Origin of the sequence: Pseudomonas sp. OV226 (assembly GCF_003148705.1) — a bacterium.
GTDB lineage: Bacteria > Pseudomonadota > Gammaproteobacteria > Pseudomonadales > Pseudomonadaceae > Aquipseudomonas.
Window position 1 is genome coordinate 69,945 of sequence record NZ_QGGS01000026.1, and the last position, 22,759, is coordinate 92,703.

Here is a 22,759-nt window from a genome sequence, read left to right on the forward strand (position 1 = left end):
AAGTCGGCGATGACCGCGGTGTTCATGTCAACGGCGATGACAAAAGGACCTGATAACCACTAAGCCCAGGTCATCCACACATCAATGTAGGAGCGAGCCTGCTCACGATAGCCATATGTCATTCAACATTGATGTCGTCTGACACTCAGCCATCGCGAGCAGGCTCACTCCTACAGGGGGAACTGTGTGAGGCTTAGAGTCCGTCTCCAGTCTGATCCAGCCGCTCACGCAAAAACTCGATAAACGCCTGTACCGGCCGCGAACTCTGGCGGTGCAGCGGATAGACCGCCGACAGCCTCAGCGGCTCAGGCCGAAACGCGTCCAGCACCGGCACCAGCCTGCCGTCCTTCAAGGCTGCACCGACGATAAACGTCGGCAAGTAAGTAATCCCCATCCCGGCAATCGCCGCGTCTTTGAGTAAATCACCGTTGTTGACCCGCATCCGGCCTGTGACATTGACGGTCAGCGGTTTGCCCTGCCCGTCGAATCGCCATTGCACCTGACGACTGTGGCCATACGGCAGGCAGTCATGGCTGTGCAGGTCTTCGGGTTTGAGCGGCGTGCCGCGCTCGGCCAGGTACGTCGGGCTGGCGCAATACACGCGCTGGATCGACGCGATGCACCGGGCGATCAGCGTCGAGTCTTCCAGAATGCCGATGCGCAAGGCCAGGTCGTAGCCTTCGCTGAGCAAGTCCACCGGGCGATCACTCAGGTCCACTTCCACGGTGACATCACGATATCGCTGCAAAAACACCGGCAGCAGGCTGCCCAAATGCGCCAGTGCAAACGACAAGGGTGCGCTGATGCGAATCGTGCCCCGTGGCTCGGTGGTCTGGCCGGCGATGCCCTGCTCCACTTGCTCGACTTCACCGAGCAGGCGCAAGGCCGATTCGTAATAACTTTGCCCCAGCGGCGTGACGTCCAGTCGCCGGGTCGAGCGATTGAGCAAGCGCACGCCCAGGCGCTCTTCGAGTTGCATCAGGCGCCGGCTGACAAATTGCTTGGACAGCCCCAATTGATCTGCCGCAGCCGTGAAGCTGCCGGAGTCCATGACCTGGCAAAAAATACGCATATCTTCGAACGGGTTCATTGTCACAGCCTGATTGACAGTCGAACACTTTATAGCCGCTTTCTGAATTATCGACACCCTCATTAATCTCGCGCCTGGCCCGTGTAGCCGCTGTCGAGGCTGCGTTCGGCTGTGAAGCAGTCGTGAAATCAAACAATGCGGTGTGTCAGACAAAACTCGCACTCAGGTTTTACGACTGCTCCGCAGCCGAACCCAGCCTCGCGCTGCTCGTCAGCTGCTACTAGGCAAAAAAATGCCCGCACATTGGCGGGCATTTTTCATTGGGGCAGAACTTACTTCGACGTCAGCACCGAGTAGCTGTTCATCAAATTGCGGTAGTTGGGAATGCGTGGCGACAGCAGGTTCGCCAGGCCTTCCATGTCGTTGCGCCAGTCGCCTTGCAGCTCGCAGGCCACCGAGAACCAGTTCACCAGTTGAGCACCGGCCGCCGCCATGCGCGCCCACGCCGCTTGCTGCACGGTTTCGTTGAACGTGCCCGAGGCGTCGGTGACGACGAACACTTCAAACCCTTCGGCCAGCGCCGACAGTGTCGGGAAGGTCACGCAAACGTCAGTGACCACGCCCGCGATGATCAATTGCTTGCGGCCCGTGGCTTTGACGGCTTTGACGAAATCTTCGTTGTCCCAGGCGTTGATCTGGCCTGGACGCGGGATGTACGGCGCGTCCGGGAACTGTTCTTTGAGCTCAGGCACCATCGGGCCATTCGGGCCGTTTTCGAAACTGGTGGTGAGGATGGTCGGTAGTTTGAAGAACTTGGCCACGTCGCCCAGAGCCAACACGTTGTTCTTGAACTCGTTTGGCGAGAAATCCTGGACCAGCGAGATCAGGCCGGTCTGGTGGTCGACCAGCAGGACAACAGCGTCGTCTTTGTTCAGGCGCTTGTACGGAACGTTGCTCATGTGAAACTCCTCGGTGGATGTTTATCGCTCAAAGCGCCGGCCGTGGTGGCTGGCGCTTTTTTGGTAATCGTCAGAACGCAAAGCACGAGCAGCCAAAGGCGCCCCAAAAACCGGCGAAGTCGCTGACCGGCGCGTTCGACAAACGCGCCTTCTCATGACTGTGGGCATGCACGCCGCACGGCCCGCTGCAATGGTGAACCTGCGCCTGCATCGGCGACGTTGGCCGCCAGTGACCCGGCACCTTGACCACCGGCGACCAGTCCGGCAGCACCGGTACGCTGGCTGGGCCGAGTTTTTCGAAATCCCCGGCGGCGTACACCACCTTGCCGCCGACCACGGTCAACACCGACTCGATCCACTTGATCGCTTCTTCATCGACACTGAAAAAGTCCGCGCTCAGGGCCGCCACGTCCGCCAGCTGGCCGACCTTGATCATGCCTTTCTTGCCCTGCTCGGAAGAGAACCAGGCGCTGCCGTGGGTGAACAGTTCCAGCGCGGTCTGGCGCGACAGTCCTTCTGCGTGCAATTCCAGGCCGCCGACCGTGCGGCCGCTGACCATCCAGTACAGCGAAGTCCATGGGTTGTAGCTCGACACCCGCGTCGCATCGGTGCCGGCGCCGACCGGCACACCTTCGGCCAACATGCGCTTGATCGGCGGTGTCGCTTCGGCCGCTTTGGCGCCGTAGCGCTCGACAAAATATTCGCCCTGAAACGCCATCCGGTCCTGAATCGCAATACCACCGCCCAACGCCCTCACCCGCTCGATGTTCTGCGGGGTGATGGTTTCGGCATGGTCAAAAAACCATGGCAAACCATTGAACGGGATGTCGCGGTTGACCTTCTCGAACACGTCGAGCATGCGGCTGATCGATTCGTTGTAGGTGGCGTGCAACCGGAACGGCCAGCGCTGCTCGACGAGGTGGCGCACCACCGGCTCCAGCTCGGCTTCCATGGTCTGCGGCAGGTCCGGGCGCGGTTCGAGGAAGTCCTCGAAATCCGCCGCCGAAAACACCAGCATTTCCCCGGCGCCGTTGTGCCGCAGGTAATCGTCGCCCTGGTGCAGGGTCACGCTGCTGGTCCAGTTCTTGAAGTCGGTGAGTTCTTCTTTGGGCTTTTGGGTGAACAGGTTGTAGGCGATCCGGATGGTCAATTGCTGGTCTTTGGCCAACTGTTCGATCACCTGATAATCGTCCGGGTAATTCTGGAAACCGCCGCCGGCATCGATGGCACTGGTCAGGCCCAGACGGTTGAGTTCGCGCATGAACTGGCGAGTCGAGTTGACCTGATACTCCAGCGGCAACTTCGGTCCCTTGGCCAGCGTCGAGTACAAAATCATCGCATTGGGTCGCGCCACCAGCATGCCGGTCGGTTCGCCGTTGGCATCGCGGACAATCTCGCCACCCGGCGGGTTCGGCGTGTTGCGCGTGTACCCGGCCACGCGCAATGCGGCACGGTTGAGCAAGGCGCGGTCGTACAAGTGCAGCACAAACACCGGCGTATCCGGCGCGGCCTGATTGAGCTCTTCAAGGGTCGGCATGCGTTTTTCGGCGAACTGGAATTCGTTCCAGCCACCGACCACCCGCACCCACTGCGGCGTCGGCGTGCGGTCGGCCTGGTCCTTGAGCATGCGCAATGCATCGGCCAGCGACGGCACCCCTTCCCAACGCAGTTCGAGGTTGTAGTTCAAACCGCCACGAATCAGGTGCAGGTGCGAGTCGTTGAGGCCGGGAATGACGCAGCGACCCTTGAGGTCGATGACCTGCGTACCCGAGCCGCGCAGGGCCATGGCCTCGGCATCGGTACCGACCGCGACGAAACGACCGTCGCGGATCGCTACAGCACTGGCGCGCGGGTTTTCACGGTCAACGGTATGAAATTGGCCATTGAACAAAATCAGATCGGCGTTCATCGCGTTTCCTTGGGCTGAGTGGAAGGAGATAACCAAGGCGCGAACAGGCGCGTCGCCATCGGCATGAACAGGTACACCACCGACACGACAATGGTCAGCGTGATCAGGAACGTCGCGACCACGTAGTTGGAGAGGAACGCATTGAGCTGTAGTAGCGGCCCCCAGATCAGTGGCACCAGCAAGGTGTGCGGCAGAATGACCAACAGCGTCACCACGGCTTGCTTCCAGCGCGGCGGCGGTGGCGATGCGGTGTCGGCCTGCGGCGCGAACCAGAATTCCTTGACCGGGTTGACCTCGGTCTGGTCGCCGTCGGCGAGCATCGGCGTGGCTTCCTGGACCAGTGCCAGCCGTTGCGGCGAGTCGAGCCAGCGCTGCATCGCGTCGGTGGTGCAAAAGCGTAATACGCAGGTGTACATGTCGAGCCCGGCACTTTTACCGCGCATCACATCCACGCCCAGGTGCCCTTCCTGTTGCCCGGCAATGTTCACGATGTTGCGCAGCCAGGCTTCATAGGGCACTTCAAATCCAGCCTTGACCCGGTGCTTGATGACCAGGGTCACGACTTCTTCGAAACGATTGGATTCAGGCATAACGCAACACTCCGGCGAATCGGACATTGAGCGCCAGCCGTCCCGGCCCGGCGATAAAAATGCTGGTGAACAGGATCAACAGCAGCCAGCCGAACTGCCCTTCTTCAACACTCCATTGCGGATGCACAATCAGCAGCGCCACCAGCAGCAACGTCAAAATCGGCAGGCACGCCAAACGCACCAACACCCCGGCAATGATCAGCAGCGGGCACAGCACCTCGGCGAAAATCGCCAGCATCAGCGTGAGGCTCACGCCCATGTGAAAAGGGTCTTCGATGACTTGCAGTTGAGCGCTGTAGTTAAGCAGCTTCGGCAAACCGTGCACCCACAGCAAAAACAAACTGCTGCTGATCCGCAAAAAAAGCAGGCCCCAATCCTCAGCCTGTTCATCCCACCGCGATGCGTTCATGGGCTACCTGCACAAATGAAAAACCACCGGCAGCGATGCGCCGGGACTTGATTCGATAGTGCCGGTGGGGGGACGCAAAAAATTGGATGTACGTGCTCTTTTTGTGGATGCCCCGCCGCTACCTACCTGCGTAGATCTCTGTAGGAGCCGGGCTTGCCCGCGATGGCGGTCTTCCAGTCAATACAGATGTTGACTGACCCTGCGCCATCGCGGGCAAGCCCGGCTCCCACAGGAACCTGCTTTGCCGGAAGGTTTCTTGCAGGCACAAAAAACGGCCTCTGGTGAGGCCGTTCTTTTGATCGTTTCCACGCTCTGCGTGGGAACGATCGGTACAGATACGTCGTTAGCGCTGCGGATCGAAATTATCCAACATCCGGTTCACCGCCAGTTCACCCAACATCACAGACTGTTGAATACCGAGCAGGGTGTGGCGCTGCGCGCCGCTCAGTTGCCCGGCGAAATCGCTCAGCATGACGCTGGCGGACGCCAATGACTCGCAGGCGTTGACCAGCAGGGTTTCGTTACCGGTTTCGGGATCGACGAGGTAAATCGTGCTGGGTTTGCGTGGCGTGTCTTTGGGGATGACGGGTTTGAGGTAGAAATCGAGGGCGCGGTCTGTGGCGGTATTTAGCTTTTTGGAGTCGGTGGTTTCGTAGGGGGAAACGTCGTCGGGTTCTGGCGGATTGGGTGTGATTTTGAACATGGTGAAGCTCCTTATACCTGATGGAGCCACCAGAACCTGTCGCTAAACAAGTAAGGGTGGCGGCTGTACGCAGGTTAGCGAACCGAGAGGTATAAGACCCGGCAGACCCGAGGGCCTCCCGCGCACAGCCACCATATCGAAACTACAGACATGCAATGCCTGCAATAAAGACGGAGCGTTGCTGCGCTTATACCTGATCAGGTCGCTAAACCCGATCGCTGATTGGCAGCGATGCGGAAACGATAGAGTTCAGGGTCAAAGCGCACAAGCCGGCGGATTCTGGCGCAGTCGTAGGCAACGGCGCAAGGTTCTGTGGCTTTCAGGAAGTAACGCTAAACACCATTAAACGGAGTGCTTGGATGAGTGCACATTCCCTGTCGGAGCGGGTCCATCTGCTAGAGGTTGGTCGGCTGCCAGGCCGCCATCGCGGGCAAGCCCGGCTCCTACAGGGAATGGGTACACCGGCAAGAGATCGGTCGGCTGGCAGGCCGCCATCGCTGGCAAGCCCGCTCCCACAAAAAGCAAAACACCCCACACCCGCTCTTGCCCCTCACCACTCACCAGGCCGAGCGTTAGCTCGCCTGCAGCTTTTGATCTTGATCCACCCGCCCCTTCGGGAGGCTGAGTGGAGGTGTTCATCCGGGGAGTGGCGCGTAGCGCCGTTCGACGCAGTCGAACACGCTGCATGTAGGTCGAAGCGAAGCCGACCGGAGGGCAGTGTCCCCGGAGGGATACCGGAGCGAAGGAACGCCGAGCCCCAGCGAGGGGCCGGACGCTCGGGGCGAGCCTTTTTTTGCTTACTTTTTTTTGGCGTTTGAAAAAAAAGTGAGTCGCCGTAAGGGCGAAACCCTAAGCCGCCGTTACCGCAGCAACGGATATGTACACCAAAAACAACAACTTGGTCGGCCCAAAGGCCGCCACGTTCAAGCAGATACCACAGGCAAAGGCCCAGACATAAACTCACTGATCCGCGACCGCAACCATCGCTCCGCCGGATCATTATCATGCACCCCACTCCACGCCATCGACAGTTGCGCCGCATCAATGGCAAACGGCGGGTCCTCAGCACGCAACCCACACCCCTCCACCAACGCACACGCCGCATAATCCGGCACCGTGGCAATCATCTCGGTGCCAGCAAGGATCGCACGCAAACCACTGAACTGCGGCACCCCCAACACCACACGCCGACTACGACCAAGCTTGGCCAGGTCGAGATCGATGTTGCCACTCAGATCGCCGGAAAACGAAACCATGGCATGCGGCCGCTCGCAGTATTCATCCAGCGTCAGAGTGCCGGGACGCTTGTCCCCGCGCAGCACCTTGCAGGGAATGTCGCGCAGTTTTTTGCGCTTGGCATTCGCCGGCAATTCGGTGGTATAGCTGACACCCACGGAAATCTCCCCGGACGCCAGCAACGCCGGCATCAACAAGTAATTGGCGCGGCGCACCACAATCACGATCCCTGGCGCCTCTTCCTGAAGCTGTCGCAGCAGCGGCGGAAACAGACCGAATTCAGCATCGTCCGACAGCCCGATGCGAAACACGTCGCAACTGCTGGCCGGCTCGAACTCCTTGGCGCGACTGACCGCGCCCGAGATCACATCCATCGCCGGCTGCAACTCCTTGAGAATCGCCAGCGCCCGCCCGGTCGGCTCCATGCCGCGGCCATTGCGCAGCAACAATGGATCGTCGAACAAATCCCGTAACCGCCCCAATGCCGCACTCACCGCCGGCTGGCCCATGAACAGTTTTTCAGCAACACGGGTCAGGTTTTTTTCGAACATCAAGGCCTCGAAAATCACCAGCAGGTTCATGTCGACACGGCGCAGGTCGTTACGGTTCATAGGCATGGCTCCCTTGTGAGTTCAGACAGGCACGAAGCGCTGGGACTTTACTCGATCAGCGGTACGTTGGCTGCTCGTTTGTAAGGGCCGTACTCGACCGGCACCCATTGGAAGTGCTTGCCCTCCGCCGCGATGTGGCCGATGCCCGGAAACGGCAGGTGCGCCGCCGTGACCCAGGTCTTGCTGGCCACCGCGTCGCTGAACACCTTGGCGCGGCGTTTGATCGCTTGCTGGCTGTCGACGTCAAAACCGATCGACACTTCAGGGTGTTCGAACTGCACGGCGAGGTTATGCACCAGATCGCCCATGAACAAAATGCTCTGGCCCTGAGAGGTGAAACGGTAGGTGGTGCTGCCCGGCGTGTGCCCGGCTTCCAGCTCGGCATCGACCACGCCTGGCACGGGCGACTGACCGGCGTCGAACGTTTTGAAGCGACCCTGCGCGACGTAAGGCCCGGTGGAGTCCTGGGCGATTTTGAAATACGGCTTTGCGCCCTCGGGGGCCTTGGCGATGGCCTGAGAGTCAAGCCAGTAATCGGCCTCGGCCTTGGCCGCATACACCGTGGCATTGGCGAACACCGGTTTTTGCTCGGCATCGACCAGCCCGCAGACGTGGTCCAGGTGCAGGTGAGTCAACAGGATCGCGTCAACCTGAGACGGTTCATAGCCGGCGGCTTTCATGTTGTCCAAGAGCATGCCGGCGGTGGCACCGATGCACTGGCCGGCGCCGGTGTCCACCAGGATCAACTGCTTGCCGGTGTTGACCAGAAACGCATTGAACGCGGTTTGCACGCCCGGTGTTTCAATCGAGCGCCGGGCGAGCAGCGCGCGGATCTGGCTTTGGCTCAGGCCTTTGAGCAGCTTGGGCGACAGGTCGTTGTAGCCATCGAACAACGCCGTCACTTCGTAATCGCCCACCGCCAAACGGAAGTAACCCGGCACTTGGGTGCCGACCTGCGCCGGTGCCTGAGCCGAGGAAATGCCGGACGCCAGCGCTACCGCAAGCCCTATCGCGCAAACCAACGAATGTTTCATGTGTTCACCCTTGATCGAATCAGAAAAACGGCCACAGACACGCCGCCGGATGACGCCGATTGTGCCGGCACCTCGCCCACGGAAAATTGCAGCGATGTGCTGAGTTAGAGCGGTTACTCGATATGGAAAAAACCAGGAAATTAACAACGTTTAACTCGCCTGCCAGCGCCCCGCGACCAAGAATGAAGCTCACCGACACGGACATTTGTCATGGCTCATTCTCAGCAAAACACTGCCCGCGCGGCAGTTATTGATACGCGAAAGAAGACCACCGGCGGCCTGACCCCATGGCGAGAAAACCTGGCCAAACAACTGATTCTGGATCGACTCGGTGAAACGGTTGAAGTGACCGAGCTGGCCCACGCCTGCGCCCTCTCGCGCAGTCATTTCTCCCGCGCGTTCAAGTGCAGCACCGGTTACTCGCCCCAGGACTGGATTCGTCACCAACGTATTGCCCGGGCCAAGGAACTGATCCGCACGACCGATTTGAGCCTCACGCAAATCAGCCTCGAATGCGGCTTCTGCGATCAAGCGCATTTCTGCCACATCTTCACCCGCAGCGAAGGCATCAACCCGTTTGCCTGGCGTTGCCGTGCTGTACCCGCTCAGCCCCGCCGCCCCGTCTGTACCGCTCAAGCGCAGCCGAACACTTTGTAGCAGGTGTAGCAGCTGTCGAGCTTGTGAGGCTGCGTCCGGCTGCGAAGCAGTCGTGAAACCTGACAGCGCGGTCTACCTGAAACACCGCGTTGGCTGATTTTACGACTGCTTCGCAGCCGGACGCAGCCTCGCAAGCTCGACAGCTGCTACAAGCCGAACGCAAGCTCGACAGCTGCTACAAGCCGAACTAGCTGCTACAGGGTTAACCCAGCGGGACCAGACGTTCCAACGCCTCAGCCACGCCGAACCCATACGCCGGATCTGCCTTGGTGCAGTTCTCGATATGGCGCTGACGAATCGCCCGTGGCACGCCATTCATGGCCCGCGCGGTGTTGTCAAACAGCAACTGCTTGCGCACCGGGTCCAGCAACCGGAACAGGTTCCCCGGTTGCTCGTAGTGGTCATTTTCCAGCCGATGGTCATAGTGCTGGGCGAAGCCTTCCACTGGCAGCGGCGGATCGGCCAGCTCTGGCGAATCCTGCCACTCGCCCACGCTGTTGGGGAAGTAACTGGCAGTGCCACCGAGGTTGCCATCGGTGCGCATGGCGCCGTCGCGGTGGTAGCTGTTCGCCGGGGAGCGCGGTGCGTTGACCGGGATGTGATTGAAATTCACACCGAGGCGATAGCGTTGGGCATCACCATAGGAAAACAGCCGCGCCTGGAGCATGCGGTCGGGCGAAAAACTCACGCCCGGCACCACGTTGGCTGGCGAAAACGCCGCTTGTTCGATTTCGGCGAAGTGGTTCTCGGCGTTGCGATTGAGCTCCATGATGCCGACCTCGATCAGCGGAAACTCGCCGTGAGGCCACACCTTGGTCAGGTCGAACGGGTTGTGCCGGTACGTGTTGGCCTGCTCTTCTTCCATCACCTGGATGCACAGTTTCCAGCGCGGAAAATTGCCCTGTTCGATGACTTCATACAGGTCGCGCAGATTGCTTTCGCGGTCCCTGCCGACCACCGCTTGCGCCTCGGCATCCGAGAGGTTCTCGATGCCTTGCTGACAGACAAAATGAAACTTCACCCACACCCGTTTGTTGTCGCGGTTGATCAGGCTGAAGGTGTGACTGCCAAAGCCGTGCATATGGCGAAAGCTGGTGGGAATCCCGCGATCACTCATCACGATGGTCACCTGGTGCAGCGCCTCGGGCAGCAGGCTCCAGAAATCCCAGTTGCTGGTGGCGTTACGCAGGCCGGTACGCGGATCGCGCTTGACCACATGATTAAGGTCCGCAAAACGCAGCGGATCGCGGAAGAAGAACACCGGCGTGTTGTTGCCGACGATGTCCCAGTTGCCTTCGTCGGTGTAGAACTTCACCGCAAAACCCCGGATGTCACGCTCGGCATCCGCTGCGCCGCGCTCGCCGGCCACCGAGGAAAAACGCACGAACAGCGGTGTTTGCTTGCCCACGGCACTGAAGATACTGGCCTTGGAGTAGTCACTGATGTCATGGGTGACGGTAAATGTGCCGTAGGCGCCAGCGCCCTTGGCATGCATGCGGCGTTCGGGGATGACCTCGCGGTCGAAGTGGGCGAGTTTTTCCAACAACCAGATGTCTTGCAGGAGTGCCGGGCCGCGGGGGCCGGCGGTCTGGATATTAAGGTTATTGACCACCGGGGCGCCGGTGGCGTTGGTCAGCTTTTTCATGATCATGTACTCGATGGATTGCTGCTCATCAGGAGCGAAAACCGGCGCGGATCTACGCCCGCGCCGGGGACATCAACCCTTGAGAAACGCCAACAAATCAGTGTTGAGCTGATCCTTGTGGGTATCCGTCAAGCCATGGGGGGCGCCCGGGTAGACCTTGAGCGTAGATCCCTTGACCAGTTTTGCCGAAGCAATGCCCGACGCCTCAATCGGCACCACCTGGTCCGCATCGCCGTGCACCACCAGGGTCGGCACGTCGAATTTCTTCAGGTCTTCGGTGAAGTCGGTTTCGGAAAAAGCCTTGATGCAGTCGTAGGCGTTCTTGTGGCCGGAGGTCATGCCTTGCATCCAGAACCAGTCGATCATGCCCTGTGACGGCTTGGCGTCCGGTTTGTTGAAACCGAAGAACGGGCCGCTGGCGAGGTCGATGTACAGCTGCGAACGGTCGACCAGCGATGCCTGGCGAATGCCGTCAAACACCTCGATCGGCAGGCCGCCGGGGTTGGCTTCGGTCTTGAGCATCAGCGGCGGCACCGAAGAAATCAACCCGGCCTTGGCCACCCGGTCCGTTCCGTGGCGACCGATGTAGCGCGCCACTTCACCGCCCCCGGTGGAGAAACCGAACAGCACGGCGTTTTGCAGGTCCAGCAACTCGATCAATTGCGCCAGGTCGTCGGCGTAGGTGTCCATGTCGTTGCCGGTCCACGGCTGGCTGGAGCGCCCGTGACCACGGCGGTCATGGGCGATGACCCGGTAACCTTTGGAGGCCAGGAACAACATCTGCGACTCCCAACTGTCAGCGTTCAACGGCCAGCCGTGGCTGAAGACGATGGGCTGACCGGTGCCCCAATCCTTGTAGTAAATCTCGGTGCCGTCTCGAGTGGTGAACGTGCTCATGCGATTGCTCCTTAGTGAGTGTCGGGGTGTATCAAAGCGGTGAGGAATTCATGCGTGCGGCCAGCCGTGCAACGCGCTCGCCCAGGTGCGCGGCGGTGCAGCGATCTTCGGGCGGCGGGGCCAGCTCGGGAGGTTGTTCGACATTCGACTGGGACATGGCCCCCAGCGAGCTGCCCAGGCGATTCATCTGCCCATCGAACACGCCGGTGCCGGAGCGCGCCGGCAGCAGGTCGAGACCGACCCAGATCATTGAGTGCTGGGCGGCGAATACCGCCATCTGCAGCAAGGTGTTGAGTTTGTCGCCGCACAGGCTGCCGGAGTTGGTGAACCCGGCGGCCAGTTTGTCGCGCCAGGGTTGGGCCAGGTAAAACGCCGCGGTGGCCTCCATGAACCCTTTGAACGGCGCCGAAGCGCTGCCCATGTAAGTCGGAGCGCCGAAGATGATGGCGTCGGCATGGTGCAGTTGATCCCAGTGGTCTTGCACTTCCTCGACCGGGATCAACTGGCAGGTGCTGCCCAGGTGGCGCTCCACTCCTTGGGCGACGGCATGCGCCATGACGCGGGTGTGCCCGTAGCCGCTGTGATAGACCACCACTACGTTGCTCATTCCGGCGTCCTTATGACAAATTGAATCCTTGAAGGCGCTGTAGCCGCTGTCGAGTGAAACGAGGCTGCGATTTTTGATCGCCAAGATCGCAGCCTCGTTTCACTCGACAGCTGCTACAGGTCCCATGGGACGAGAGTTTTGGGCGCGGACCAGACTCAACACGAGTTAAACGTTGTTAATTTTCCCTGGCGCACCAAAAGCCGTAACCCCGGCTTTGTTACCGTAAACACGGCCTCTGCCGCGTGGCCGGTAGCGGCCGTCGGGGCGGACACCCCGCAGTCACTCGCGCCGCGCATTGCGTTGCCGCGAAAACCTGAGGAATATGCTCGGAAACCGCGTACTAGACGGATGCAGGCAGGAGTGACCCGTTGACCCTTTCCCCTGAACAGGTTGTGCATTTCGGCCCTTACCGGATCTATCCCGGACAACGTCTGGTGATGGAGGCCGACCAGCCTTTGCGCCTGGGCAAGCGTGCCATGGACATTCTGTTGATCCTGCTGGAGCACGCCGGGAATGTGGTCAGCAAGCAGCAATTGATCGCGGCGGTCTGGCCCAGAAGTGTGGTGGAAGACATCAACCTGCGGGTGCACATGGCGGCGCTGCGCAAAGCCCTCGGCGATGGTCAGGCAGGCCAGCGCTACATCATCACCGTGGCACAACGCGGCTACAGTTTTGTCGCGCCCTTCTCGCTGGAGCTGATCGAACAACCGCCTGTACGCCAAGGGCCGGCGCCGAGCGGCCATAACCTGCCTGTGCGCCGTACCCGCCTGATCGGTCGCCAACCCTTGGTTGACAGTCTGGTCTCGCGATTGGCTCACCTGCGGTTCATCACCCTCGTCGGCCCCGGCGGCATCGGCAAGACCACCGTGGCCCTGCGCGTCGCCGAACAATTGATCGGACGCTACCGGGACGGCATTCGCTTGCTGGACCTGGCCCCGATCAACGACCCGAGAATGATCAGCAGTCATCTGGCGACGCTGCTGGAGGTGTCCTTGCCCGACGCCGACCCCATGAACGGCCTGGCGATGTTCCTGCGCGACCGGCAAATGTTGCTGGTGATCGACAACTGCGAACACCTGGTCGACACCCTCGCGGTGCTCTGCGAAACCCTGCTGCGTGGCGCGCCGCAGGTGCACATTCTGGCCACCAGTCGCGAAAGCCTGCGGGCTGAAGGCGAATATGTTCAGCGTCTTGAATCGCTGGACTGTCCGCCACCCATTGCAGTGCTGGACCGCGCTCAGGCGTTGACGTTTTCGGCCCTGCAATTGTTTGTCGAGCGGGCGATGGCCAGCCACGACAGCTTTGAACTGAGCGATGCAGACCTACCGTTGCTGGTCGACATCTGCCATCGCCTGGACGGCATTCCGTTGGCCATCGAACTGGCCGCCGCGCAAGTCGGCCACTTTGGCTTGAGCGGATTGCTGGATCAGCTACAGGACAGTTTTCGCCTGCTGACCCAAGGGTGTCAGCCGGCATTGGGCCGACACCAGACATTGCGCGCTACGCTCGACTGGAGCTTCGACCTGTTGACGGCGTGCGAGCAAACCTGCCTGCGCCGACTCGGCGTATTCCGGGGTGGCTTCACCCTGGAATCAGCGGCGGCGGTGATCGTCGGCGAACACATCGATCCCGACAGGGTCTTTGGCGTAATCACCCAACTGGTGGCCAAATCGCTGTTGAGCGTGGAAGTGGGCGACGAAGACGTGTACTACCGCCTGCTCGACACCACGCGCCACTATGCCCTGGAAAAACTCGACCAGGCCGCCGACTTGCCGGACACCCGCGTACGCCATGCCGAACGTTGCCTGGCCTTGATGCATCAGGCCCGGAGCGATTGGGAACACATCCCAACCCGCCTGTGGATCGAGCGTTATGCCCGGACCCTGGAAGACATTCGTTCGGCCCTCGACTGGGGGTTGAATACGCAACGCCAACAGGCCCTGGCGATTCGCCTTGTCGCAACGTCGACGCCGCTCTGGCAGGAACTGTCGTTGCTCAAGGAGCACGGCGATTATGTGCGCAAGGCGCTGGCATTGCTCGATGCGACGCCCGAGCCCTGCTGTCATCTGCACATGAACCTGAAGCTTGCCCTCGGCGCCTCCTGCTACCACCTCCAGGGGGGGACCGCTGAAACCATCGACGCCTTCGTCGGCGCCCGAGCCCTCGCCAATCAGTGTGGTGACTTGACCGGTCAACTACGAGCGCTGTCCGGGTACATGGCGGCCAATCTCAGTTGCGGCAACTATCAAATGGCACTGGAACAGAGCCTGCAGTTCAAACGGCTGGGCAAACATGACGACACCGTGCTGTCGCTGAGCACACACCGTTTACGCGTGCTGGCCCTGCATTTTTCGGGTGATCAAGAACAAGCACGGATGAATGCCGAACAAGTGATCCAGCGTATGGCCCAGAGCGGCCACCTCAACCGCTTCACCCATGGTTTTGGCGTGCAATACGATCAGAGCGTTGCCGCCCTGACGATTCTGGCGCGCATCCTGTGGTTGCAGGGCCGACCGGAACAGGCCTGGCGCACCGCCCGGCAGGCACTGGACATCGCGATCCAGATCAACCATGGCACCTCCATCTGCTACACCCTGGCCCTGGCCGGTTGCCTGATCGCCCACTACAACGGCGACACCCGCACTGCCCGCGAACTCCTGCGCCTGCTGCTGGAACAAGCGCAGAAACATTCGGTGCTGCTGTTCCACACGTGGGCGCGGCACTACGCGCAGGTGATTGACCAGGCCGAAGCGCACTTGCCGCCCCCACCGGGCAGCGGGTTGATCAAGGACATCATGGTCACGCTGGACAGCGGTTTCGTCGATGACGCCTTGCAGCAGCGAGCAGATACCGGCACCGCAGGCTGGAGCACCGCAGAAATCCTGCGGGCCAAGGCGAGCGCGCTGCTGACCGAGGATTGCCCGCTGAAAACCGAGGCCGCCGAGGCCGTGCTGATCAGGGCCCTGAATGTCGCCAGGACCCAGGGCGCTCTCGCCTGGGAACTTCGCAGCGCCACCTCGCTGGCACAGCTTTGGCAGCGTCAGGGCCGCTATCGGCCAGCCCATGAGCTGCTGGAGCCGATTTACCAGCGATTCACCGAAGGCTTTTCCACGCCGGACCTGACAAAAGTCCGCCGGTTACTCGACGAGTTGCAACGCCATCTACCTGCCTGACACTTTGCGCGCCCGGTTGATGTAACGGGTGTAGCGCCTTTCGACTTCGGGCAATTGACCACCGTGTTCGAGCTTTTCCAGGGCGTACGCGCGGGTGGTGTAGAGGAGCCGGTAACGGGTCACCCCACTGCCCTGCTCCCGCGACAACAGCGATTTGAGCGCTAGGTGTTGCATCGCTTCGATCAAGCGACCGGGTTGCCACACCGCACAACTGATCACTCCCATGGCGGCGTCCAGGGTGAAGGCCTTTTTGAATACGGCCAGGCGTTGCAGCACCGTTTGCTCCAACGGGCTCAGCTGTTCATAGCTCCAGTCCAGCGCAGCTTTCAAGGTTTGATGCCGGGGAACGGCGGTGCGCCGGCCCTGGGTCAGTAGCTGGAAACAGTTGTCGAGCTGGGCTTGCAAGCCGACCAGCGCCAATGCATCGATTTGCGCGGCGGCCAGTTCAATGGCCAGCGGTAAACCATCGAGCCGGCGGCAAATTTCACACACGGCCATGAGGTCTTGTTCGCGCAGGGCAAAGCCTTGTTGACGGGCACGGGCGCGACTGACGAACAGTTGCACGGCTGAATAGCCCATGACTTCGGTGACACTGAGTACAGCGCCAGCGGGCGGCACCGCCAATGGCGGCAGATGCAGGATGGTTTCCCCCGAGGCCCGCAGCGGTTCACGGCTAGTGGCCAGAATCGACAGCCGGGGCGCCGCAACCAGCAAGCTTTCGACCAATGTGCGACAGCGCTCCAGCAGGTGCTCGCAGTTGTCGAGCACCAGCAACGTATGGCGTTGCGCCAACACCTCGAGAGTAGCCCCGACGTCCAGTTCAAGGGTGCGCGCCAGGTGGGCAATCACTTGCGCCGGATCATCAATCGTCGACAGATCCACCAGCCAGACGCCGTCCTCATAGTGCTGCAACAGCAGCTCGGCAACGCGCAATGCCACGGTGGTTTTACCGATGCCGGCGGGACCAACCAGCGTCATCAGGCGTCGCACCGGCAATTGCCGGACCAGACTGCCGACAATCGAGTCTCGACCGGTCACCGGCATGAGCCGCGCAGGCAGGTTGTGCTGAGCGTTCTGAACGGTCTGAATCGCAATGGGTGCGCCCGCCGGCAGGTGCTGCACCGGGGCAACAAAGCTGTACCCGCGCTGGGGAATATTGACGATATAGCGCTGACCATTCTGCCCGTCGCCAAGGGCGCGGCGCAGCGCGGCGATGTGCACGCGCAGGTTGATTTCTTCGACCACCGACGTCGGCCAGACCTGGGCGATCAATTCGTCTTTGCTGACCACCGTCCCGGCACGCTCGACCAGCACCTGCAAAATATCCAGGGCCCGCCCACCCATGCGCAGCGGCCGTTCACCGTCGAGAATCAGCCGTTGGTGCTGGTGAAACGCGTAGGGGCCGAAATGCAGCACCGCTTCGCTGTTTAAATCTCTGAGGCTGTTCATGCACGTTCGCGTGCTGAAAACCTGGCCCGGCTTAACGTGCTGCAATCGTCCATCGCACTCGCCCTCCAGGCTCCCGCACCTCCATCGCAAAGAGTTCAGGGGGTATCTTGGCAGGCCTGCGTGACGGTACAACTGCCACGGAGGGAGCGTCACGGCCATCAGGGTGCGTGCAACGGACACAACACTCTAGCTGAACTGTTCGCGGTATTGGCTGGGGGTCAAACCGAGTTTTTCACTGAACAGGAAACGCATGTGCCGCACACTGCCAAAGCCGCTTTTGAAAGCCACGGTCTTGAGCGGTGAGTCGCAGGTTTCCAGCAAGCTGCGGGCGTGGTCGATGCGCGCGTTTTGCAGGAACTCCATCGGCGTCATCTGCACTTCCCGGGCAAACACCCGGGTGAAATGCCGCGCACTCATGGTTGCCAGGCTGGCCATGCGTTCGATGCTGAACGCTTCATCCAGGTGTTCGAGTACATAGTTCTGCACCCGGGTAATCGGCGTTTCATGCGGGGCGACCGTGGCCATCAATGGGCTGAATTGCGCCTGCCCGCCCTGACGTTTCATCACCACCAGCAACACTTTAGCCACGTCCTGCGCGACTTTCTTGCCATGGTCTTCGGCCACGACCGCCAGCGCCAGGTCAATGCCGGCGGTCACGCCGCCGGAGGTGATGAGATTGCGGTCCTGAACGTAGATTTGATCGGTCTCCACCGTGGCCTTGGGAAAGCCTTTGATCAAACGTTCGGTGTAGTGCCAGTGGGTGGTCACGCGGTAACCGTCCAGCAAACCGGCATGCCCCAGGACAAAGGCGCCGGTGCAGATCGAACCGTAGCGCCCGGCACGGCTTACGGCGCCCTTGAGCCAGGCGAGCAACGGCGGATGTTTTTCGTTATAGGCACCGGGACCGCCCGGCACCAGCAGCAAGTCGTAACCCTCGATCGCCTGATCAATGTGCAAATCGGCCTGAACGCGAACGCCGTTGGAGGCACGCAGCGCGCCAGCCTCGGTGCCGATGGTCGTCAGCTCGTAACAATCAGCCGGCGCCAGGTATCGGTTGGCGATGGAAAACACCTCCATGGGACCGGCCATGTCGAGCAGGAGGAAGCCCGGGAACAACACTACAGCTACGGTTTTCATGGGCTAAGAGTCACTGAAGTCAAAAAAAGAATACTGGCCAGACACCGGTCCCTGTAGGAGCGTGCCTGCTCGCGATGGCGTCGGCAACGTCAACATTGATGTCGACTGATACTCCGCTATCGCGAGCAGGCTCACTCCCACAGGGTTAGGGGTACGGCATTAAAAGGATGCTGTGCATTATGGCTAATCGTGGCGTTGGCGTCCGTGATCCTTTGCACACAACTGTCAACCTGAAAGAGACAGTATTTCAATTTTCATCTACTTATTGCACAAACCAGTAACCATTAACCTTCTCCTCACTCGGACGAATCAACGTCCCAACAGGAGATTTCATCATGCTGACCCTTCGCAAAGCCTCTGATCGCGGCGCGGCCAATCACGGTTGGTTGAAGTCGTTCCATACCTTTTCCTTCGCCAACTATCGCAACCCGAAAGAACAGGGTTTTTCCGATCTGTTGGTGATCAACGATGACCGCGTGGCGGCCGGCAAAGGCTTTGGCCAGCACCCCCACCGCGACATGGAGATTTTCTCCTACGTGCTCGACGGCGCACTGGAACACAAGGACACCCTGGGCACCGGTTCGGTGATCCGCCCGGGTGACGTGCAGTTGATGAGCGCCGGCAGTGGCGTGGCGCACAGCGAGTACAACCACTCGGCAACACGCCCCGTGCACTTTCTGCAGATCTGGATCGTGCCTGAAGTGAGCGGCGCCAAACCGCGTTATCAGCAAGAGCACTTCAGCACGCAAAAGAAACGCGGACGCCTGCAACTGATCATTTCCCCGGACGGCGCCAAGGGCTCGCTGAAAGTGCGCCAGGATGCCCGGGTGTACGCCGCGCTGATTGATGGCAAGGAAAGCGCCACGCTTGAGCTGGCCGCCAACCGCTATGCCTATGTGCATGTGGCCCGTGGCAGTGTCGAACTCAACGGTGTGTCGTTGCAGGCAGGCGACGGCGTGCGGGTTCGCGATGAGCAGGTGCTGACGTTGAACAACGGCGTGGATGCCGAAGTGCTGGTGTTCGACCTGCGCCCGCAAGAACTGCCTGAAATGCCATAACCGTCACCCACGATCCCTGTAGCCGCTGGCGAAGCCTGCGTCCGGCTGCGAAGCAGTCGTAAACCCAGCGCATGCGGTCTGTCATTTAGACCGCAGCGTTTGAAATCACGACTGCTTCGCAGCCGGACGCAGGCTTCGCCAGCTGCTACAGGTTGTGTGCGGTCACTCTCCCGTACCGGAAAACCCCGCGACAATTTCATCAATGACCGCCCGCACCCGCGCGGTGTGCCGCAAGTCGGCGTGGGTCACCAGCCAGATGTCATACGGCAGCGGTCGCGTGCGCTCCGGCCAGAGCCTGACCAGCCCGTCCCTCTCCCCCAAGTACACTGGCACTTCCCCCAACCCGATCCCCGCCGCGATGGAGCGACGCACCAGCAGGCTGGAACTCAGGCTCGACACAATCCGCCCGCGCGCCAGTGGTTCCGACACCAGCGTCATCTCCTTGTTGCCTTGCAGGTACGGCTGATACACCACCAGATCATGCCCTTCAAACGCCGAGCCCGGCTCCGGCACCCCGTTGGCTTGCACATACGCCCGGGACGCAAACAGCCCCACCGGCCAGCGGGCAATTCGTCGGGCGATCAGGTCCGGGTTATCCGGTCGGGTGTTGCGCACAGCGATGTCGGCTTCGCGCTTGGATAGGCTCAGGATCTGCGTCGAGGCGTCCAATTGCACCCGCACATCGGGGTGCTGCTGATGCAGGCGCGCAATGGCCGGGATCAGGAAGTCGATGGCCATCGAATCCGTGGTGGTGACCCGGACGAGGCCGGTCAACCGGTCGTCCAGCCCTTGAATCTGACGCTGCAGTTCCAGCGCCGAGCGCTCCATTTTTTCCACTGCCGCCAACGCCGCCTCGCCGACTGCGGTCAGTGCATAGCCCTCAGAGGTGCGCAGAAACAACGTGGCACTCAATGACTTTTCCAGCGCAGTGATACGCCGGCCCACCGTGGCCTGATCGACCCCCAGCACCCGCGCCGCACCCCGAAGAGTCGATTCTCGGCACACTGCCAGAAATACCCGTGCGTCATCCCAGTTCATGCGGCGCCCCTAGCGATGCAATTTCGCATCACGATAACGCAAAATCGCTGCGTTATTGCATCAATCAATCGCGATAGGCTGAAAGCCAGCATCCACCTCACTGGACCCTTCTCATGCACAGCACATCGACTACTCCGCGCAACGCGATCTGGCTGCCGATCTTCGCCGGTCTCAGCGCCAGCCTGGTCAGCATTGGCCTGGCGCGGTTCGCGTACACGCCACTGATTCCATCGCTGATCCAGGCGCACTGGTTTTCCACCCGCGACGTGGTTTACCTCGGTGCCGCCAATCTGGTCGGCTATTTGATTGGTGCCCTGATTGGTCGCCCCGTCGCGCAACGCACCTCCAACAAAACCGCGCTGCGGCTGATGATGGTGGCCGTGACCTTGTCATTCTTTGCTTGTGGCTTTCCCCTGTCGGTGAGTTGGTTCTTCGGTTGGCGCCTGCTGTCGGGCATTGCCGGTGGCGCGATCATGGTGCTGGCGGCCGCCACCGTCTTGCCGCATGTCCCGGCATCCCGCCGGGGGTTGGCCAGTGGTGCAATTTTTTTCGGTATTGGCCTGGGCATTGCCGGTTCGGGGACGATTGTCCCGCCGTTATTGAGCCTCGGCTTGCAACAGACCTGGTTCGGGCTTGGTCTGCTGTCCTTGTTGCTGACCGCTGCCAGTTGGTTCGGCTGGCCGTCAGACACTCACCACACCGCCGTCACGCCCTCCGTCGAGGAACCCAAGACAGCCACTGACCGGAACGTTTACCTGTTGTTCGCTCAATACGCGCTCATGGCCGCCGGGCTGGTGCCAGCCATGGTGTTCCTGGTGGATTACGTGGCTCGTGGCCTCGGTGCTGGGCCGCACGTCGGTGCGCTGATTTGGGTGATGTATGGCCTTGGCGCGATTATCGGGCCGGTGAGTTACGGATTTCTGGCGGATCAACTGGGCGCGAAGATGAGTATTCGGCTGGTGCTGGTGGTGCAGGCGATTGCCGTTGGCCTGCTGTCGATTTCCAGCTCCTTTACCGCTTTGGCGTTGCTGGCGGTGATTATCGGCTCGTTCCCGCCGGGCATCGTCCCGCTGGCGCTGGCACGGGTTCACGAACTGATTCCCCAGCATCACCAGCAGCAAATGGCCTGGAGTCGTGCGACGGTTTCGTTTGCAACGTTTCAGGCCATCACCGGGTTTGCCTATTCGGCACTGTTTAACGCCAGCGGCGGTCATCACGCCATGTTGTTTGTCATCGCAGCCGGTGCGATTGTGGTTGCACTGTTGCTGGAACACGTCACGCGGTTACTGAACCGTCGTGAGGGTTTGCTGCCCGCTTTGAACTGAATCACCGACACCTTGATGCGGTCCCACTTTATGACTTCTTCGTTCCAGGAATTCGACATGACATTGCCCCAAACCATGACCCTGATTGAAATCACCGAGCCCGGCGGCCCCGAGGTGTTGAAACCGCGCCAGGAGCCGGTGCCGACCCCGGGTGCGGGCGAAGTGCTGATTCGCGTGCACGCTGCCGGGGTCAATCGCCCCGACGTGATCCAGCGCGCCGGCAAGTACCCGATGAAGCCCGGCATGAGTCGGATCCCCGGGCTGGAAGTGGCCGGCGAAGTGGTGGCGATCGGTACGGACGTCAGCGAGTTTATCGTTGGCGATAAGGTCTGCGCGCTGACCAACGGCGGCGGCTACGCACAATATTGCGTGGTACCGGCCAGCCAGACGCTGCCGATCCCGCAAGGGATGGACTGGGTGCACGCGGCGGCGATCCCGGAAACCTTTTTCACGGTGTGGGCCAACCTGTTCGACATGGGCGGCGCCAGCAAAGGCCAGCGCGCATTGATTCACGGCGGCACCAGTGGCATCGGCACCACCGCGTTGATGCTGTGTCGCGAGTTCGGCGTCAAGGCATTCGCCACTGCCGGCAGTGAGGAAAAGTGTGCGGTGATCCGCCAGTTGGGGGCTGAGGCGATCAACTACCGCGATCAGGATTTTGCCGACGTCATCGCGCAAAAAACCGCTGGCAAAGGCGTGAACGTGATCCTCGACATCATGGGCGGCTCATACCTGAACCCGAACATCGCCGCCTTGGGCATGGAGGGTCGACTGGTGATGCTGGGGTTTCTCGGCGGCGCTCATGCCAAGGATGTCGACCTGCTGGCGATCATGGCCAAACGCGCAATCATTACCGGCTCCCTGTTGCGCTCACGCACCCGCGAAGAAAAGGCGTCGATTGCCGAGCAACTGCGTGAATACGTCTGGCCAGTGCTCGCCGCCGGGCGTTGCCTGCCGATGATCGACAAGGTCTATGCGCTTGCCGATGCGTCGCAGGCGCATGCGCGGATGGAGGGTGGTGATCATGTGGGCAAGATTGTGTTGACGGTGGATTGATCGAGATGGGTTTAGGCAGTGATGGCCCCATCGCGAGCAAGCTCGGCTCCTACATCTATGGTTACCCCCTTTTCTGCAATACTGTTTTTGATGTCGTGTTTGGCTTGCTTTCATCTATCCGGCGTCTGAGTGGGGCTGTCACCCCGCGCCTCGATGAGAATCGATGCCCAACGACCCTAATTAGTGGAACGGCCTTACAGCCGTGTAGGAGCTCAGGGTTGTCGTCAGGCCGGTTG

19 protein-coding genes are annotated in these 22,759 nt (G+C 60.8%); 5 read left to right on the forward strand and 14 right to left on the reverse strand.

The window, feature by feature from the left end; genetic code table 11:
• Positions 1–193 precede the first annotated feature (193 nt).
• The 8 genes from C7534_RS28165 to C7534_RS28205 all read right to left on the reverse strand — a co-directional run bounded on the left by C7534_RS28165 (position 194) and on the right by C7534_RS28205 (position 8,481).
• The gene (locus tag C7534_RS28165; RefSeq protein WP_109787779.1) at positions 194–1,090 is read right to left on the reverse strand and encodes a LysR family transcriptional regulator; all 897 of its coding nucleotides are present in this window, start codon (positions 1,088–1,090) and stop codon (positions 194–196) included.
• Between the two features lie 272 nt (positions 1,091–1,362).
• On the reverse strand, positions 1,363–1,989 hold the full coding sequence (ycaC, locus tag C7534_RS28170) for an isochorismate family cysteine hydrolase YcaC (protein ID WP_008032694.1): 627 nt from the start codon (positions 1,987–1,989) through the stop codon (positions 1,363–1,365).
• A 70-nt stretch (positions 1,990–2,059) separates the two neighbouring features.
• Complete coding sequence (locus C7534_RS28175) at positions 2,060–3,898, reverse strand: amidohydrolase (protein WP_077430397.1); 1,839 nt, start codon at positions 3,896–3,898, stop codon at positions 2,060–2,062.
• Positions 3,895–4,488 (reverse strand): antibiotic biosynthesis monooxygenase, encoded by a 594-nt coding sequence (locus C7534_RS28180; RefSeq protein ID WP_109787780.1) that lies wholly within the window; start codon positions 4,486–4,488, stop codon positions 3,895–3,897. Before C7534_RS28180 ends, C7534_RS28175 begins: the two co-directional genes overlap by 4 nt.
• Entirely contained in the window at positions 4,481–4,897 is a 417-nt protein-coding gene (locus C7534_RS28185) for a DoxX family protein (RefSeq protein WP_109787781.1), read from the reverse strand. The genes C7534_RS28180 and C7534_RS28185 overlap by 8 nt, the downstream gene beginning before the upstream one ends.
• A gap of 343 nt (positions 4,898–5,240) precedes the next feature.
• Positions 5,241–5,600: a DUF6124 family protein gene (locus tag C7534_RS28190; protein ID WP_109787782.1), complete on the reverse strand. Its 360-nt coding sequence runs from the start codon at positions 5,598–5,600 to the stop codon at positions 5,241–5,243.
• Between the two features lie 923 nt (positions 5,601–6,523).
• Positions 6,524–7,447 carry a LysR family transcriptional regulator gene (locus C7534_RS28200; RefSeq protein ID WP_109787783.1) on the reverse strand — a complete coding sequence of 308 codons (924 nt, stop codon included), beginning with the start codon at positions 7,445–7,447 and terminating at the stop codon, positions 6,524–6,526.
• A gap of 47 nt (positions 7,448–7,494) precedes the next feature.
• Positions 7,495–8,481 carry an MBL fold metallo-hydrolase gene (locus tag C7534_RS28205; protein ID WP_109787784.1) on the reverse strand — a complete coding sequence of 329 codons (987 nt, stop codon included), beginning with the start codon at positions 8,479–8,481 and terminating at the stop codon, positions 7,495–7,497.
• A gap of 210 nt (positions 8,482–8,691) precedes the next feature.
• On the opposite strand from C7534_RS28205, the gene C7534_RS28210 reads away from it, so the two are divergent.
• Positions 8,692–9,138 carry a helix-turn-helix domain-containing protein gene (locus tag C7534_RS28210; protein WP_046027993.1) on the forward strand — a complete coding sequence of 149 codons (447 nt, stop codon included), beginning with the start codon at positions 8,692–8,694 and terminating at the stop codon, positions 9,136–9,138.
• Positions 9,139–9,340: 202 nt separating this feature from the next.
• Here the strand turns inward: C7534_RS28210 and C7534_RS28215 are convergent, their stop codons facing one another.
• The 3 genes from C7534_RS28215 to C7534_RS28225 all read right to left on the reverse strand — a co-directional run bounded on the left by C7534_RS28215 (position 9,341) and on the right by C7534_RS28225 (position 12,287).
• Positions 9,341–10,783 carry a catalase gene (locus C7534_RS28215; protein WP_272482621.1) on the reverse strand — a complete coding sequence of 481 codons (1,443 nt, stop codon included), beginning with the start codon at positions 10,781–10,783 and terminating at the stop codon, positions 9,341–9,343.
• A 72-nt stretch (positions 10,784–10,855) separates the two neighbouring features.
• A complete protein-coding gene (locus tag C7534_RS28220) occupies positions 10,856–11,680 on the reverse strand; it encodes an alpha/beta fold hydrolase (protein WP_109787786.1) in 825 nt (274 codons plus the stop codon).
• Positions 11,681–11,711: 31 nt separating this feature from the next.
• Positions 11,712–12,287, reverse strand: a complete 576-nt coding sequence (locus C7534_RS28225; protein ID WP_109787797.1) for a flavodoxin family protein — start codon at positions 12,285–12,287, stop codon at positions 11,712–11,714.
• 368 nt (positions 12,288–12,655) lie between these two features.
• Here C7534_RS28225 and C7534_RS28230 point away from each other — a divergent pair, with 368 nt between their 5' ends.
• Positions 12,656–15,460 carry an ATP-binding protein gene (locus tag C7534_RS28230; protein WP_109787787.1) on the forward strand — a complete coding sequence of 935 codons (2,805 nt, stop codon included), beginning with the start codon at positions 12,656–12,658 and terminating at the stop codon, positions 15,458–15,460.
• Here C7534_RS28230 and C7534_RS28235 read toward each other — a convergent pair.
• Complete coding sequence (locus C7534_RS28235) at positions 15,449–16,909, reverse strand: ATP-binding protein (RefSeq protein WP_109787788.1); 1,461 nt, start codon at positions 16,907–16,909, stop codon at positions 15,449–15,451. The genes C7534_RS28230 and C7534_RS28235 overlap by 12 nt on opposite strands.
• Before the next feature lie 186 nt (positions 16,910–17,095).
• Complete coding sequence (locus C7534_RS28240) at positions 17,096–18,046, reverse strand: GlxA family transcriptional regulator (RefSeq protein WP_109787789.1); 951 nt, start codon at positions 18,044–18,046, stop codon at positions 17,096–17,098.
• Between the two features lie 335 nt (positions 18,047–18,381).
• Between C7534_RS28240 and C7534_RS28245 the strand changes: the two genes are divergently transcribed.
• Positions 18,382–19,104, forward strand: coding sequence for a pirin family protein (locus C7534_RS28245; protein WP_109787790.1), 723 nt, complete (start codon positions 18,382–18,384; stop codon positions 19,102–19,104).
• 162 nt (positions 19,105–19,266) lie between these two features.
• Here the strand turns inward: C7534_RS28245 and C7534_RS28250 are convergent, their stop codons facing one another.
• Entirely contained in the window at positions 19,267–20,142 is an 876-nt protein-coding gene (locus C7534_RS28250; RefSeq protein WP_109787791.1) for a LysR family transcriptional regulator, read from the reverse strand.
• A gap of 113 nt (positions 20,143–20,255) precedes the next feature.
• On the opposite strand from C7534_RS28250, the gene C7534_RS28255 reads away from it, so the two are divergent.
• Positions 20,256–21,467: a YbfB/YjiJ family MFS transporter gene (locus tag C7534_RS28255; protein ID WP_109787792.1), complete on the forward strand. Its 1,212-nt coding sequence runs from the start codon at positions 20,256–20,258 to the stop codon at positions 21,465–21,467.
• Between the two features lie 57 nt (positions 21,468–21,524).
• Positions 21,525–22,523 carry an NAD(P)H-quinone oxidoreductase gene (locus tag C7534_RS28260; RefSeq protein WP_109787793.1) on the forward strand — a complete coding sequence of 333 codons (999 nt, stop codon included), beginning with the start codon at positions 21,525–21,527 and terminating at the stop codon, positions 22,521–22,523.
• Positions 22,524–22,759: the final 236 nt, after the last annotated feature.

Excerpts from the sequence above, each read along its gene's own strand:
- C7534_RS28205 (WP_109787784.1), bottom strand. The coding sequence starts at position 8,481 with ATGAAACATTCGTTGGTTTGCGCGATAGGGCTTGCGGTAGCGCTGGCG.
- C7534_RS28185 (WP_109787781.1), bottom strand. The coding sequence starts at position 4,897 with ATGAACGCATCGCGGTGGGATGAACAGGCTGAGGATTGGGGCCTGCTT.
- C7534_RS28175 (WP_077430397.1), bottom strand. The coding sequence starts at position 3,898 with ATGAACGCCGATCTGATTTTGTTCAATGGCCAATTTCATACCGTTGAC.
- C7534_RS28260 (WP_109787793.1), top strand. The coding sequence starts at position 21,525 with ATGACATTGCCCCAAACCATGACCCTGATTGAAATCACCGAGCCCGGC.
- C7534_RS28255 (WP_109787792.1), top strand. The coding sequence starts at position 20,256 with ATGCACAGCACATCGACTACTCCGCGCAACGCGATCTGGCTGCCGATC.
- C7534_RS28245 (WP_109787790.1), top strand. The coding sequence starts at position 18,382 with ATGCTGACCCTTCGCAAAGCCTCTGATCGCGGCGCGGCCAATCACGGT.
- C7534_RS28165 (WP_109787779.1), bottom strand. The coding sequence starts at position 1,090 with ATGAACCCGTTCGAAGATATGCGTATTTTTTGCCAGGTCATGGACTCC.
- ycaC (WP_008032694.1), bottom strand. The coding sequence starts at position 1,989 with ATGAGCAACGTTCCGTACAAGCGCCTGAACAAAGACGACGCTGTTGTC.
- C7534_RS28240 (WP_109787789.1), bottom strand. The coding sequence starts at position 18,046 with ATGAAAACCGTAGCTGTAGTGTTGTTCCCGGGCTTCCTCCTGCTCGAC.
- C7534_RS28200 (WP_109787783.1), bottom strand. The coding sequence starts at position 7,447 with ATGAACCGTAACGACCTGCGCCGTGTCGACATGAACCTGCTGGTGATT.
- C7534_RS28250 (WP_109787791.1), bottom strand. The coding sequence starts at position 20,142 with ATGAACTGGGATGACGCACGGGTATTTCTGGCAGTGTGCCGAGAATCG.
- C7534_RS28220 (WP_109787786.1), bottom strand. The coding sequence starts at position 11,680 with ATGAGCACGTTCACCACTCGAGACGGCACCGAGATTTACTACAAGGAT.
- C7534_RS28215 (WP_272482621.1), bottom strand. The coding sequence starts at position 10,783 with ATGAAAAAGCTGACCAACGCCACCGGCGCCCCGGTGGTCAATAACCTT.
- C7534_RS28180 (WP_109787780.1), bottom strand. The coding sequence starts at position 4,488 with ATGCCTGAATCCAATCGTTTCGAAGAAGTCGTGACCCTGGTCATCAAG.
- C7534_RS28225 (WP_109787797.1), bottom strand. The coding sequence starts at position 12,287 with ATGAGCAACGTAGTGGTGGTCTATCACAGCGGCTACGGGCACACCCGC.
- C7534_RS28210 (WP_046027993.1), top strand. The coding sequence starts at position 8,692 with ATGGCTCATTCTCAGCAAAACACTGCCCGCGCGGCAGTTATTGATACG.
- C7534_RS28190 (WP_109787782.1), bottom strand. The coding sequence starts at position 5,600 with ATGTTCAAAATCACACCCAATCCGCCAGAACCCGACGACGTTTCCCCC.
- C7534_RS28235 (WP_109787788.1), bottom strand. The coding sequence starts at position 16,909 with ATGAACAGCCTCAGAGATTTAAACAGCGAAGCGGTGCTGCATTTCGGC.